Origin of the sequence: Polynucleobacter sp. (genome assembly GCF_044342855.1) — a bacterium.
GTDB lineage: Bacteria > Pseudomonadota > Gammaproteobacteria > Burkholderiales > Burkholderiaceae > Polynucleobacter.
Window position 1 is genome coordinate 16,634 of the sequence record NZ_JBIIPA010000007.1, and the last position, 13,169, is coordinate 29,802.

The following is a 13,169-nucleotide window of genomic DNA, read 5'->3' on the forward strand; positions in this document are numbered from 1 at the left end:
AATCCAGAAGTATAGGATTGAAACGTAGTGGGTCAGATCTCGTGATTGGCTACATTGGCGAAAGCCACTACTCGTAAGCATATCTATGTGCTTATGGGCATTGGGAACTAAATTTCTTGCCTTTGCCTGCGCCATGAAGAATCATGGCAAACAAACCCGATGGATCAGCTTGCTGCCCCGTCGGGTTTTTTAATTTAAAAAGTAATCCTGCTCACACCGGATGCATTGCTCACCAGCAAAATATTGGCTTTCTCTTTTGCGAATAGGCCAACTGTAATTACGCCAGCGATTTGATTGATTTGCGCTTCAAGTTTGATTGGGTTGGCAATCTTAAGGCCAGCAACATCCAAAATCCAGCCACCGTTATCCGTTACAAAAGGTTGGCTTGACGTCGGTCCCAAATCTGAACGAGTCTCTTTAGCCATCCTGAGTGTTACTGTGCCACCCAGCTTGGCCAGCTCTTGAGTCACAATTCCTTTGGACAAGGGAATGATCTCCACAGGCAAGGCAAAATTACCCAGCGCCGGAACCTGCTTGGAAGAGTCACATATACAGATGAATTGCTTTGCCATCGAGGCAATAATCTTTTCACGGGTCAAGGCACCACCACCACCTTTAATCATGTGACCAGCAGGATCAATTTCATCGGCACCGTCAACATAGGCGGGCAACTGATCCACCTCATTGGGATCCAAGACCTTAAAGCCATGCTTTAGCAGGCGCTCAGTCGTGGCATTAGAGCTAGATACCGTTCCCAAAAAATGTGCCTTATGGGGTGCTAGGGCGTCAATAAAGCAGTTGGCAGTTGATCCTGTTCCGACACCCAAGATCTGACCGGCAGATAGCTTTAAGACCTCATCCCGTGCCGCTTCACCCACTAATTGCTTTAGTTGATCTTGATTCATGATCTTGCCCGATATCCTTATCTGAACTGGAACAGCCTTATTTATGCATCTATCATATGATATTCAATCTGTTGTACTGATTAATTCAATAAGAGCATTCAAGATCCCGATGACTTCCCACGCTACCGCACTGAGCCAACTCAAACAACTGACTACCGTCGTGGCCGATACTGGCGACTTTGAGCGCATGCGGGAATACCAGCCGCAGGATGCCACAACAAACCCATCCCTGATCCTGAAAGCTGCTCAGCAAGCCAACTATCAGGCCTTGGTAAACCAAGTTAAATCAGCCCATCCTGGCATGAAACCAGTCGATTTAGTTGACTACATCCTGGTAGCGTTCGGCCTGGAGATTTTGAAGACCGTCCCAGGGAGAGTTTCGACCGAGGTTGATGCACGCCTTTCTTTTGATACTCAGGCAACCATTACCAAAGCAAAACACCTCATCACTCTGTATGAGTCTCATGGCATTGATCGCAAACGCGTCTTGATCAAACTGGCAGGAACATGGGAAGGTATTCAGGCGGCAAAAGCTTTGGAGGCCGAAGGCATTCATTGCAATATGACCCTGCTTTTCTCTTTGGTTCAGGCTGCAGCTTGCGGCGCAGTTAATGCGAAATTGATTTCACCATTTGTAGGCCGCATTACTGATTGGTATAAAGCCAAACTCGGCAGCAATTGGAATGATGTCGATAACGGCGGTGCAAATGACCCTGGCGTTACATCCGTCAAGCGCATCTTCCACTATTACAAGCACTTTGGCATTGCCACTGAAATCATGGGCGCTAGCTTCCGCAATACCAGCCAAATTCTAGAGCTGGCCGGATGTGACTTGCTCACCATCAGTCCAGAGTTGCTGGGTGATCTTCAGATCAGCACGGCAACCGTTGAAATAAAGCTCAATGCAAGTAATGCAGCGAGTGCGCTGGCAAGTGAAAATATCCCCCCTCTCAAGTTAGATGAATCCAACTTTAGATTGCAGTTGAATAATGATGCGATGGCCACTGAAAAATTGGCAGAGGGAATACGCAATTTCTGTATCGATACTGAAAAGCTCGAGGCTTTATTAAGTAGTTAAGTCCTTAGAGTGCTCACCAAGGAGTCAAGATGATTATTTATTGTCCGCATTGCAACAAAGGCAATCGAGTTCCTGCTGAGAAGCTGAATCAGACCCCTATCTGCGGAGCTTGTGAGCAAGAGCTACTATCGCTACCCATTAATGCAACAGCAACAAACTTCAGCGAGCTGGTAACTCAGTCAGTAATGCCAGTGATAGTGGATTTTTGGGCGCCATGGTGCAGCCCTTGCAAGATGTTTGGCCCAACCTTTCAGACAAGCGCTATTGCTCACGCCAATCAAGTGCTTTTTGTAAAGGTGAATACCGAGGCAGAGCCACTGCTTGGATCGCAGTGGAATATCCGCTCAATACCAACGCTAGCGGAATTCAAGAATGGCGAAGAGGTTCACCGCATTAGCGGAGCACTGCCTCCGGCTCAATTAGAGCACTTTGTACAGCAACTACTTGCTTAACGCTTTACTACTGACTTCTCAGCAGTATTGATACCCAAAATGCTATAGGCCGGGCAATTTCCGATCATGCCAGTTAGCAATGGGATGATGCCGATCCAAGCCCAGGGGCCAGTAATTCCAAAACCTGCTAAACCCATCAAGGTGACGCCGACGGTCATTCGTAGAACGCGTTCAGTATGTCCGATATTGCATTTCATAGCAGCCTCTTGAGTAGATGAAGTGATGCGGATTATTTAGCCTCTTTAGCCAAACGCTGTCTTAGCGCTTCATACAAGCATACGCCACTTGCTACAGAAACATTCAAACTCTCAACTACACCCTTCATAGGAATACGTACCAACTCATCACAAGTTTCACGGGTTAAGCGGCGCATGCCCTCACCCTCTGCACCCATGACAATCCCAATCGGACCAGTGAGATCCAGATCGTAAATAGATTTTTCCGCTTCGTCATCAGTACCAATAAGCCAAACACCGGCTTCCTGCATCTCTTTCATGCTACGAACCAAGTTGGTAACCGTAATCACCGGCATGACTTCAGAAGCTCCGCTAGACACCTTACTCACAGTAGCATTAATGGAAGCCGAACGATCCTTAGGAATGACTACCGCATCAACACCAGCGCCATCAGCCACACGCAAGCATGCACCGAAGTTATGGGGATCAGTTACGCCATCTAATACCAAGAACATGACTTTACTTTGATTGCTTTCTACATCCTCTACCACTTCGGTAATGGTGCGTGCAATCGTTATCTTCTCAGCCAGAGCAACCACACCTTGATGGCGATCATGCCCTGCTAACTTATGAAGACGCTCAGAGTCGGCGGCATGCAATCTTTCACCTAAGATCTCTTCGGCCTGCTTGAGAAAGTCACCCATACGGCGATCACGACGACTCGGATCAAAATACACCGACTTTAGACTTGCCGCATCCACCCGTAAGCGCGCTTGTACCGCATGAAAACCAACCAATATTTGCTTCATCTTTACTTATCTCGATTCTGTATTGCTAATTATTTACGACGCGCTTTAGTGCTACGAACAGGTGGCTTTGTGCCAGCCGGCTTACCAGTGGGTCTTGAAGGCTTGCCGGACTTCGCAACTTTACTTGCTGTTCGTCCAGCTTGGTTCTTCGACTGATTGGCACCGAGATTACCGGCAGACTTAGCGGCATTCACATTAATACCGGAATGCTTCTGCGGCTCTTTACTACCAGGTCGGCCTTTTTTGGGCGATGCTTTTTTATTTGGCCTGCCGGTCTCACTAGCCAAAACAATTTGACGTCGATTTGTAGTTCCACCTGGCTCCAAGCCAACGGACTTGACGAGACTAAATTCAATCTTACGAGCATCCAGATCAACGCGACTGACTAAAACATGTACGCGATCACCTAAGCGATAACGAATACCCGTTCTCTCCCCGCGGAGCTCTTGGCGAGCTTCGTCATATTGGAAGTAATCGCCACCCAATTCGGTGACATGAACCATGCCCTCAACGAAGAGATTTTCTAGTTGAATAAATAAGCCAAAAGATGCCACACCAGTCACTGTGCCGGCGTATTCCTGACCTAAGTGGTCGCGCATGTAGTAGCACTTGAGCCAAGCTTCAACATCGCGAGATGCTTCATCGGCACGACGCTCATTGGATGAGCAGTGAACTCCTAATTGACCCCAAATAGGTAATGCGGCATTAGCGCCTTTGGGTAATTTAGGTAAACGCGTGCCATTGGCCACAGCCTCTTTTGCATCGCTATGCGACTTCTTGGCATTGACTGCATTTTCACGACCTTTGCCCTTGCGCGGCAGAGTCAGGTTCAGCGGAACCATTGGCGGCAAAACTGGCGTGTAAGGCTTCTTCAAAAGAATTGCCTTAATGACACGATGGGTCAATAGATCGGGATAGCGGCGGATTGGGCTCGTGAAATGAGAATACGCAGGATAAGCAAGACCAAAGTGGCCTTCGTTATCCGGCTGGTACATGGCCTGCTGCATAGAGCGCAACACAACGGACTGAAGCATATTGGCATCAGGACGCTCTTTGATTTCGCGCATCAGCTTGGCATAGTCTTTTGGTTTTGGCTTTTCACCACCGCCCAAGGACAAACCTGAGGTGCGCAGAACTTGACGCAAGGTAACCAATTTTTCCTCAGAAGGTTCAGCGTGAACGCGATACAAACTGAGATGCTTATTCTTATCAATAAAGTCTGCAGCGCAAACGTTGGCCGTCAACATGCACTCTTCAATCAAGCGATGTGCATCATTGCGCAAACGCGGCTCAATACGCAGGATCTTGCCCAGTTCATTGCTAATGATTTGGGTTTCAGTAGTTTCAAATTCGATGGCGCCACGCTTTTGACGTGCGTCCAATAGAATTTTGTACAAAGAATAGAGGTTGGTCAGTAAAGGCCTGAATTCAGCAAAACGTGTAGCTTCTGGACCTTTACTATTAGAGAGCACTTCCCAAACTGTGTCATAGGTAAAACGCTGTGCAGAATGCATCACTGCTGGATAGAACTGATAGGCCAGCACTACTCCGTTGTTATCCACAACAGAGTCACACACCATACACAGACGATCAACACCAGGGTTTAATGAGCAAAGACCATTGGAGATCTTCTCTGGCAACATTGGTATCACCCGTCTTGGGAAATACACCGAGGTTGCACGTAGGAGGCCTTCATCATCTAAGGGCTGACCCGGCTTGACGTAATGAGATACGTCGGCAATGGCCACAATCAGGCGCCAAGCTTTGCTCTTGCCGTACATGACTGGCTCGCAATACACCGCATCATCAAAGTCACGAGCGTCAGCGCCATCAATAGTGACCAAAGGAACATCGCGCAAGTCCACTCGACCTTCAAGATCGGATTGCTGAACGGAGTCAGGCAATGCATCTGCTTCTTTTTTTACTGCCGCTGAAAACTCATGAGGAACGCCATATTTGCGGACGGCGATTTCAATCTCCATGCCAGGATCATCAATCTCACCTAAGACTTCAACAACACGACCAACCGCTTGACGATAGCTATCTGGATAGTCGATGATCTCGACACTGACCACTTGCCCTAATTTGGCGTTGCCCTGACCTTTTGGCGGAATCAAGATATCGTGACCGATACGTTTATCTTCCGGCGCAACAATTAAAACACCATTCTCATTTAAGAGGCGTCCGATGACTACTTTATTGGCATGCAAAATCACATCGACGATCTGACCTTCTGGTCGACCACGACGATCTGTTCCCAATACCCTGACATTAACTCTATCGCCGTGCATGACGCGGGACATTTCTCTTTCAGAAAGAAAAATATCTTCGCCACCGTCATCCGGGATCACAAAACCAAATCCATCTCGGTGACCTTGGACTGTACCTAAGCGGTCAGCCTCTCGTGGCACCAAGTTTTTTGCTTTACGCATTTAATTCCTTCGGCAATACATGCCTTATATATCAATGATTATTGTTGCTTAGGCTACTGTATCAAACCACCAAGTCTGAAGGGGAAAAGCCAAAAGGGGTTAGAAAGTGGGCCAAAAGGCGCATACCTTTATAATAACGGCATGCCCAGGTGGCGAAATTGGTAGACGCACCAGCTTCAGGTGCTGGCGATCGTAAGGTTGTGGGGGTTCGAGTCCCTTCCTGGGCACCAAATACACCTACAAAGACCGATATGGGGACTAAATAGCCCCTTTTTAATAGGCGATTAAATCCCCATCATTCGATGCAAGATCTTGGGCTTCATTTCATCCCAAAGACTTTCAAACTCCTCTGTTCTGTCATCCGATAGCTTGATGGGGTCAAAGAGACCGCTAAAGAAGATGGTCTTTTTGGGAGCCAAGGTCTTTTCAAACTCACTTAGTCCAACTGGTTTGTCGTCAATATCTCGCGTTAATTGAGCTGAGCACACAATGGCTTCGGCGTCATCCTGATCGATTACTGCGAATTCAATCAACTGCTGGGATTTCTCCAGAACCACTAAAGTGCCTCGCGCGTAGCAAACCGCCTCATGCTCTTGAACGATATAAGCTAAGAATTGATCCTCCCCATCTTTGCTCATGCGCAGATCATCAATAAAAAAGAGGTATTGATCCCCCGCCCCGTTCACCAAGGTGAAGACCTTGGGAATCACGCCATGCCCTAAGGCAAGGTTGCGGTAATAAGAAGAAAGTTCAACAGCGAGGTTTTCGGAGAAAAGATGCATAAAAAATGAAGTAAATATTATTCGGTGCGAGTTTTAATAGACGCAATAATTTTAAGAAATGGGTCAGCCTTTACGCAACTCCGACCCTTAAAGGGTTGATCTGTAATTACCAAAAGCGAAATAAACGCACCCAAGGTTACTGGCAAAATTTTCAAGCCCATAAAAAATGAGTCAGATGGCAAGAGCAAGGTATTAATGCCGAGCAAGGCCACCATATAGATGGTGATGACTACCCAAAATAAATTCGGCAGGCGCACTGATGAGCGCTCAATTCGTGACTCCCTACTTTCAGCAACCTTTTCCACTTTTTTGAGGATATCGGTGTACATCGCAGTCCGCCTATTGGTATGCGGCTCCAAAGATAGGGGCTGGCGAGAGATTCCTCGCCACAGCATATGGGTCTTTGAGCTACCTAGTCCACCCTTGATCAAATCCCACCCATCAAAGACAATCGAGTTCATATACTCAAATAGCTCTTTACGTGCAGGGGCGATTGCAGGATCTCCATAGCGAACGAATAGGCGATCCAAATTATTAATTTGACCAGCTTCCCTAGAGACTAAGGATTGAACTTCACGAAAATTGGTTTGCGCTTGGTTTAACAAGAAACCAATTAAGAGGCCGCTTAAAGTAATGATCGACCCAAAAAGACTCAAGCCCAATCGAGTGCCGTCTTGAGTGGGAGCAAACATCGGAATAGCCTGCAAAATGCGTGGCATCACATCCAACAAAACCACAAAGAACAAGACCAAAATAATCAATAGCTGGACATTGCTCCGTTTATAAATCCAATTGAAAAACATATATGCCCTTAATTGCCTATTAATTAACTGTTAATTACCTAGAGTATTTTTTAAGAAATTCATAGTGCGCTCCCAGGCCAAATCGGCAGCAGCCGGGTTGTACTGTAGGGGTGGTAAACCTCTCGAATCCGACTTTGGATTAGCAAATGCATGCTTGGCGTCGTAGCGCTGAAAATCATATGTGACCCCAGCAGCCTTGAGCTTCTCCTCCAATTGATCAACGCCAGCAATGGAGAAGAAATCATCATGAAGAGCCCAATGTGCAAGCATCGGCTTTGTTATGGCAGATGCATCAACATACCCTAATGGAGGATATCCGTACCAAACCACCGCTCCATCTGACTCAGGAACAAGCCCAGCAGATAGGACCGTAAGCGCACCACCCATACAAAATCCTGTGACAGCCGCTTTGTTGCTGCCGGTTGCTTTGAGATACTGAACAGCACCGCGGATATCTTGACTGGCAGCGTCACCAAAATTGAGATCATTCATGAGGTGTTCCGCTTCATTTGCCTCGAGAGCCAGTTTGCCGCGATAGAGATCCGGAACCAAGGCACGATAACCAGCTTTCGCTAAACGGTTGGCGACATTTTTAATCTCATCATCAAGTCCCCACCACTCCTGAATCACCACTACGCCAGGAGCATTTTTTGGATCAGCAGGCTCAATTAAATAAGCCTCAACTGAAGCGCCGTCTGGTCTTTGAAATGTAATCATGTCAATCTCTCTATTGGAAATAAATGGGTTTATTGGGCTTGTTTATCGGTATGAATATAGCCCACCAACCAGAAGGTAAGCAAGCCACACAGAGCTGCACCATAACCAACTAGGTTGTAGTGCTCCATTTTCCCATCGGTGCCAATGGTGACTACTACACCAGCGGCAACCGAAGCGAGACCCGATGCCAGCATCTGCACTGAACCTACAAGACTCATAAAGGTACCTCGAATTTTGGCATCCACTACTTGACTCACAATCGCCATCGCTGGAATCATGCGGCCTGAAACCAAAACAAAGAATGCAGTGGAATTAATCAATACCACCCAAAGTGGCACCGGCATCAGATTGGTTGTCACGAGCAAAGGGACTAAGCTAATTACCGCTAGCACCCTAAATACCTTGACCTTGCCATAACTATCAGCCATATGACCAATGAGGCGAGAACTCATCAGCGTCGCAATACCTCCGCAAAGATAAATCAATGAGATATAAGAATTATCGATTCCCACATTAGATGTGAGATAGAGCGCGATATAAGGGGTGACAGAAAACCCAGTCAACATAATCAGCCCCATAAAAATAAATGCGCGTAGATGCTGATGAGCAACAAAGATAGTCCAGATTTGGCTAAGGCGACTGCCCTCATGGGTGTGACTCAGGTGACCAGAGATCTTAGGAATATTGCGATAGCCCAAATACAGGATGAGGCTCGACACCAAAGCAATAAAGATAAATGGCGCACGCCACCCCAAGGATGGAATGTTATTGGCTAAAAATAAACTTAAGGGAACACCTGCAACTGTAGATACAGAGAATGCCAACATCACCGTACCCAAAGCCTTGCCTCTGCGCTCGAACGGAATTGAATCTGCAATGATGGTTTGAACCAGTGAACCCAAGATGCCACCAAATGCACCCGCAAATGCGCGGGCAATAGATAACGAATGGTAATCAGGGGCTAAACCACAAACTAATGTGGCAATAATGAAGCAGGCATAAAGACTGAGAAGAAGCACCCTTCTCTCAAAGCGGTCTACGAAATACGTAGCGAAGACACCGGCAATGGCAGCAGCAAAAGTATAGGAAGAGAGTAATAGACCAAACTGATGGGTATTGATATTGAGCTCTCGAATAAATTCGGGGCCCAAAGGCATCATGATCATGAAATCCAGAATGTGGGTAAATTGAATACCCGCCAAAGAGAACAAGAAAAAGCGTTCTTTCTACTTTCCTCCTGGCATGCGCTGCTCGGTCAATGGCTTCTTTACTTGATATTAGAGATATGACATTATCAACCCACAAAGAAATCAATGCCTGAACTTATCCCAAATACTCCAGACGAATAACATCCTCACCGCCTTCTCCGACTTCCCTTTTTTACCCCTGGTACGGGACTCTGTATGGGGAATTGCTTGTTTGATTATCATTTTGATGTTTCATGGCTACACCATTAATCACCTCTTTATGCGCTTCGAGCGTTTGACGCGCAACAATATCCAGCTAACCCAATACAACCGGGTTTTCTTTCATTTCTATGCAACCTTTGTATTTCTTGCCTTAATTCATATATTAGAGATTCTCCTTTGGTCGTTCTGCATTATTGGCCTTGGAATCATGGGCGATCCTCTTGCCGCAATTCTCTTTGCAGGAAGTTGCTATACAACCGTGGGTTTTGAGTCTGACACGTTGGCAAAAGGCTGGAAAACCTTTGCATTTTTCATCTCCCTCAGCGGTCTTTTTTCATTGGCATGGACCACGTCGATCATGATCGGTATGACCGCCGCATATAAAAATGCATGGGACCAAAAGTACAAAAATACTCGCGTCTACTAAGCAAATCCGATCAAATTTCTGCATTTTGGAGTAATTGGGTGTATCATTAGGGTTAACCCTTAAGGAGCTCACCATGGCACATTCAAACTCAGTACAGTTTCACCAGGCACCAGCCTTTAGCCTTAAGCCTTTATTTGCAATTAAAGACTTCTTTGCACTATTAGCTGCAGCTTTTAGCGAAGCTAAAGTAATGGAACAGAAATCACGTAAAACTAGCGGAAATTGGTAATTCATTGCTGTTTTAGGCCATTTTTGGTCAGTTTTAAGAATTAAGCCTCCGCTGTTTTGGAGGCTTTTTCTTTTTATGCCCTAACGTTTGATGTAATAGCCATAGACACAACGTGAACCGCCACGAGACGGGTTATGCGTATCTTCAATAACTCTATCAATTACTGCGCTTACGTGCTTAGAAACCTTCACTATTAGCCTGCCTGAGGGGAGCTCATTGGCCAACATATGGACTTGGCAGCCAGCCCCAATCTTCATGGTGGGAACCCAATCAAAGCCATGACCCAGAATGTAGTCATGAAAGACATTACGGTGATTGCCATTCCGAGGTGAGGCACCCTTAGCATTGAGCCTTCTCGCCAACTTATCGTTTCTTTGCTCCGCATAGGCTGCATTGGCGGCACGGAGATCTTCATAGACCTGCATATACGGCAACTCAGCTGCGATTGCGATCGCACGAACCACACAGTCTCCAGCCCCGCCACTAAAGCCTGCCGCTTCCCTACCCCCATCATTGAGTTGAAAGCCCAGCGCTTGCCAACGAGCAGTGGTCAATCTGGCAAAGGGATTTAAAAAACTAAACATGGAATGGCTGAGAGCCCAAGTAAGTTGCAGGCCAAAGAAAAATGGACTTGCCTCGCGACAAATCCATTTGATCTTGAGAGCAAAGAACTGAAGATTTAAGCGTGAGCTTTCTTCACTTCCAAGCGCCATGCATGAAGCAAAGGCTCGGTATAGCCATTTGGCTGCTCTAGACCTTTGAAAATCAGATCGCTAGCTGCTTTATAGGCATAAGAGTCTTTGTAATTCGGCATCATCGGCTTGTACAAAGCATCGCCAGCATTTTGACCATCCACTACTTTAGCCATACGCTGCAATGTCTCATTCACTTGAGCTTCAGTCACGACACCGTGCAATAACCAGTTAGCAATGTGCTGACTAGAAATACGCAAAGTAGCACGGTCTTCCATCAAGCCCACGTTATGAATATCAGGCACCTTAGAGCAACCAACACCTTGCTCAATCCAACGAACTACATAACCCAAGATACCTTGGCAATTGTTATCCAATTCTTGCTGAATTTCTTCCTTAGACCAGTTGGCTTTTTCCACCACTGGAATAGTCAACAAATCATCAATCAGGGCTTCAGCTTCAGCAGCAGTATCTAACTGCTCCATCTCTTTTTGCAATTGCGCAACGTTGACTTGATGGTAGTGTAAGGCGTGCAATGTTGCCGCTGTTGGTGATGGCACCCAAGCAGTATTTGCGCCTGCCTTAGGGTGAACAATCTTCTGCTCAACCATGGCCTTCATCAAATCTGGCATTGCCCACATTCCTTTACCGATTTGAGCGCGACCACGTAAGCCACAATCCAGACCAGCCAGAACGTTACGACGCTCGTAAGCAGATAACCATTTGCTGGTCTTCATAACGCCTTTACGCATCATTGGACCCGCATGCATTGCGGTATGCATTTCATCGCCAGTGCGATCGAGGAAGCCAGTATTAATAAAGGCAACGCGCGCACCTGCTGCAGCAATCGCCGCCTTAATGTTGGCGCTCATACGACGCTCCTCATCCATGATGCCTAGCTTTACAGTATCTGCTGGTAAGCCTAGTAATTTCTCAACACGGCTAAAGAGTTCAGCAGCAAAGGCAACCTCTTCAGGGCTATGCATTTTTGGCTTAACAATATAAACAGAGCCTTTACGTGTATTGCCGATTGCCTGAGTTGCAGGACGATTGATGTCATACAAGGCAATCAACACAGTCACTACAGCATCCAAAATACCTTCATAAATTTCTTTACCGTCGCCAGTGATGATCGCTGGGTTAGTCATCAAGTGACCAACGTTGCGAAGGAAAAGCAAAGAGCGACCATGTAAAGTCACAACGCCGTCTTTAGCATCAACAGCGCCAATGCAGGCAGTATATTTACGATCTGGATTTAAGGTACGAGTAAAGGTTTTGCCTCCCTTATTCACTTCTTCAACTAATGTACCTTTGAGAATGCCTAACCAGTTTTCGTAAGCAAGAACCTTGTCATCGCCATCAACTGCTGCAATTGAATCTTCCAAATCCAAAATGGTAGAGAGCGCTGCCTCAAGGACAACATCGTTTACACCAGCAGCATCGCTAGCACCAATCGTTTTGCTCTTATTGATTTCAATATCAATATGGACACCGTTATTGCGCAAGAGAACTGAGGAAGGTGCAGAAGCGTCGCCTTGATAGCCCGCAAATTGCTTCTCATCAGCAAGGCCTGTTTTGCTGCCATCCTTTAGGGTAACAACCAACTTATTGCCATCCACTGTGTAAGCTGCAGCATCTGCATGCGAGCCTTTGGCCAGCGGTCCAGATTGATCTAAAAATTTGCGAGCAAAGGCTACAACTTTAGCACCACGTATCGGGTTGTAAGCACCAGCTTTAGTTGCGCCATCTTCTTCAGAGATAACGTCAGTGCCGTAAAGAGCGTCATACAAAGAACCCCAACGTGCGTTAGCAGCATTTAATGCATAACGCGCATTCAGAACCGGTACCACTAACTGAGGGCCGGCTTGGAGAGCCAATTCATCATCAACGTTCTTCGTAGTGCCTAGAACTTTTCCTGGCACTTCATCTAGGTAGCCGATTTCCTTCAGGTGTTTGCGATAAGCAGGCATATCTTTAATTGGGCCAGGGTTGGCTTGATGCCACTTATCCAAATCCAATTGCAAGCGATCACGCTTAGCCAATAAAGCCTCATTCTTTGGGCTTAGGTCTTTAACGATTTCGTCAAAACCCTTCCAAAAGTCGGCGCTCTTGATACCCGTACCAGGCAAGACCTTATCTTCAATAAAGCGATATAACGTTATAGCCACTTGCAGGCTATTGCATAGTGTACGTGCCGTCATCTATAAACTCCGAAGCAAATAGGTAAATTAAATATATAAAAAGTTAATAAAAGAAAT

The 13,169-nt window shown here is 46.4% G+C and carries 14 protein-coding genes and 1 tRNA gene; 5 read left to right on the forward strand and 10 right to left on the reverse strand.

Going from position 1 to position 13,169, the window contains the following annotated elements; translation table 11 throughout:
- Positions 1-194 precede the first annotated feature (194 nt).
- Positions 195-905, reverse strand: coding sequence for a ribose-5-phosphate isomerase RpiA (rpiA, locus tag ACIQZ3_RS03825; protein ID WP_397390495.1), 711 nt, complete (start codon positions 903-905; stop codon positions 195-197).
- Positions 906-1,014: 109 nt separating this feature from the next.
- Here rpiA and tal point away from each other — a divergent pair, with 109 nt between their 5' ends.
- Both tal and trxC read left to right on the forward strand, forming a co-directional pair.
- Entirely contained in the window at positions 1,015-1,983 is a 969-nt protein-coding gene (tal, locus tag ACIQZ3_RS03830) for a transaldolase (RefSeq protein ID WP_397390497.1), read from the forward strand.
- 29 nt (positions 1,984-2,012) lie between these two features.
- Positions 2,013-2,435, forward strand: coding sequence for a thioredoxin TrxC (gene trxC / locus ACIQZ3_RS03835; protein WP_397390499.1), 423 nt, complete (start codon positions 2,013-2,015; stop codon positions 2,433-2,435).
- Here trxC and ACIQZ3_RS03840 read toward each other — a convergent pair.
- From ACIQZ3_RS03840 to rnr, 3 genes are read right to left on the reverse strand one after another with little or no spacing between them, the layout of a single operon-like run.
- The gene (locus tag ACIQZ3_RS03840) at positions 2,432-2,632 is read right to left on the reverse strand and encodes a DUF2892 domain-containing protein (protein WP_397390501.1); all 201 of its coding nucleotides are present in this window, start codon (positions 2,630-2,632) and stop codon (positions 2,432-2,434) included. The genes trxC and ACIQZ3_RS03840 overlap by 4 nt on opposite strands.
- A 32-nt stretch (positions 2,633-2,664) precedes the next feature.
- Entirely contained in the window at positions 2,665-3,420 is a 756-nt protein-coding gene (rlmB, locus tag ACIQZ3_RS03845; protein WP_397390503.1) for a 23S rRNA (guanosine(2251)-2'-O)-methyltransferase RlmB, read from the reverse strand.
- Positions 3,421-3,449: 29 nt separating this feature from the next.
- Positions 3,450-5,852, reverse strand: coding sequence for a ribonuclease R (gene rnr / locus ACIQZ3_RS03850; protein WP_397390505.1), 2,403 nt, complete (start codon positions 5,850-5,852; stop codon positions 3,450-3,452).
- A 143-nt stretch (positions 5,853-5,995) separates the two neighbouring features.
- Between rnr and ACIQZ3_RS03855 the strand changes: the two genes are divergently transcribed.
- Positions 5,996-6,082, forward strand: a tRNA-Leu gene (locus ACIQZ3_RS03855).
- 54 nt (positions 6,083-6,136) lie between these two features.
- Here ACIQZ3_RS03855 and ACIQZ3_RS03860 read toward each other — a convergent pair.
- Genes ACIQZ3_RS03860 through ACIQZ3_RS03875 form a run of 4 tightly spaced genes read right to left on the reverse strand, consistent with a single transcriptional unit; the run spans position 6,137 to position 9,365 of the window.
- Positions 6,137-6,634, reverse strand: coding sequence for a hypothetical protein (locus tag ACIQZ3_RS03860; protein WP_397390507.1), 498 nt, complete (start codon positions 6,632-6,634; stop codon positions 6,137-6,139).
- A 17-nt stretch (positions 6,635-6,651) separates the two neighbouring features.
- A complete protein-coding gene (locus ACIQZ3_RS03865; protein ID WP_397390509.1) occupies positions 6,652-7,437 on the reverse strand; it encodes a hypothetical protein in 786 nt (261 codons plus the stop codon).
- Positions 7,438-7,467: 30 nt separating this feature from the next.
- Entirely contained in the window at positions 7,468-8,154 is a 687-nt protein-coding gene (locus tag ACIQZ3_RS03870) for a dienelactone hydrolase family protein (protein ID WP_397390511.1), read from the reverse strand.
- 29 nt (positions 8,155-8,183) lie between these two features.
- On the reverse strand, positions 8,184-9,365 hold the full coding sequence (locus ACIQZ3_RS03875; RefSeq protein WP_397390513.1) for an MFS transporter: 1,182 nt from the start codon (positions 9,363-9,365) through the stop codon (positions 8,184-8,186).
- Between the two features lie 208 nt (positions 9,366-9,573).
- On the opposite strand from ACIQZ3_RS03875, the gene ACIQZ3_RS03880 reads away from it, so the two are divergent.
- Together ACIQZ3_RS03880 and ACIQZ3_RS03885 are read left to right on the forward strand one after the other, a co-directional pair.
- Positions 9,574-9,990, forward strand: coding sequence for a hypothetical protein (locus tag ACIQZ3_RS03880; RefSeq protein WP_397390515.1), 417 nt, complete (start codon positions 9,574-9,576; stop codon positions 9,988-9,990).
- Positions 9,991-10,063: 73 nt separating this feature from the next.
- The gene (locus ACIQZ3_RS03885; protein ID WP_397390517.1) at positions 10,064-10,219 is read left to right on the forward strand and encodes a hypothetical protein; all 156 of its coding nucleotides are present in this window, start codon (positions 10,064-10,066) and stop codon (positions 10,217-10,219) included.
- Positions 10,220-10,299: 80 nt separating this feature from the next.
- On the opposite strand, the gene ACIQZ3_RS03890 is transcribed toward ACIQZ3_RS03885, so the two are convergent.
- Positions 10,300-10,932: a hypothetical protein gene (locus ACIQZ3_RS03890; protein WP_397390519.1), complete on the reverse strand. Its 633-nt coding sequence runs from the start codon at positions 10,930-10,932 to the stop codon at positions 10,300-10,302.
- Positions 10,899-13,112 (reverse strand): malate synthase G, encoded by a 2,214-nt coding sequence (locus ACIQZ3_RS03895; protein WP_397390521.1) that lies wholly within the window; start codon positions 13,110-13,112, stop codon positions 10,899-10,901. The genes ACIQZ3_RS03890 and ACIQZ3_RS03895 overlap by 34 nt, the downstream gene beginning before the upstream one ends.
- Positions 13,113-13,169: the final 57 nt, after the last annotated feature.

Excerpts from the sequence above, each read along its gene's own strand:
- rpiA (WP_397390495.1), bottom strand. The coding sequence starts at position 905 with ATGAATCAAGATCAACTAAAGCAATTAGTGGGTGAAGCGGCACGGGAT.
- ACIQZ3_RS03860 (WP_397390507.1), bottom strand. The coding sequence starts at position 6,634 with ATGCATCTTTTCTCCGAAAACCTCGCTGTTGAACTTTCTTCTTATTAC.
- ACIQZ3_RS03840 (WP_397390501.1), bottom strand. The coding sequence starts at position 2,632 with ATGAAATGCAATATCGGACATACTGAACGCGTTCTACGAATGACCGTC.
- rlmB (WP_397390503.1), bottom strand. The coding sequence starts at position 3,420 with ATGAAGCAAATATTGGTTGGTTTTCATGCGGTACAAGCGCGCTTACGG.
- trxC (WP_397390499.1), top strand. The coding sequence starts at position 2,013 with ATGATTATTTATTGTCCGCATTGCAACAAAGGCAATCGAGTTCCTGCT.
- ACIQZ3_RS03885 (WP_397390517.1), top strand. The coding sequence starts at position 10,064 with ATGGCACATTCAAACTCAGTACAGTTTCACCAGGCACCAGCCTTTAGC.
- rnr (WP_397390505.1), bottom strand. The coding sequence starts at position 5,852 with ATGCGTAAAGCAAAAAACTTGGTGCCACGAGAGGCTGACCGCTTAGGT.
- tal (WP_397390497.1), top strand. The coding sequence starts at position 1,015 with ATGACTTCCCACGCTACCGCACTGAGCCAACTCAAACAACTGACTACC.
- ACIQZ3_RS03895 (WP_397390521.1), bottom strand. The coding sequence starts at position 13,112 with ATGACGGCACGTACACTATGCAATAGCCTGCAAGTGGCTATAACGTTA.
- ACIQZ3_RS03870 (WP_397390511.1), bottom strand. The coding sequence starts at position 8,154 with ATGATTACATTTCAAAGACCAGACGGCGCTTCAGTTGAGGCTTATTTA.
- ACIQZ3_RS03890 (WP_397390519.1), bottom strand. The coding sequence starts at position 10,932 with ATGGCGCTTGGAAGTGAAGAAAGCTCACGCTTAAATCTTCAGTTCTTT.
- ACIQZ3_RS03865 (WP_397390509.1), bottom strand. The coding sequence starts at position 7,437 with ATGTTTTTCAATTGGATTTATAAACGGAGCAATGTCCAGCTATTGATT.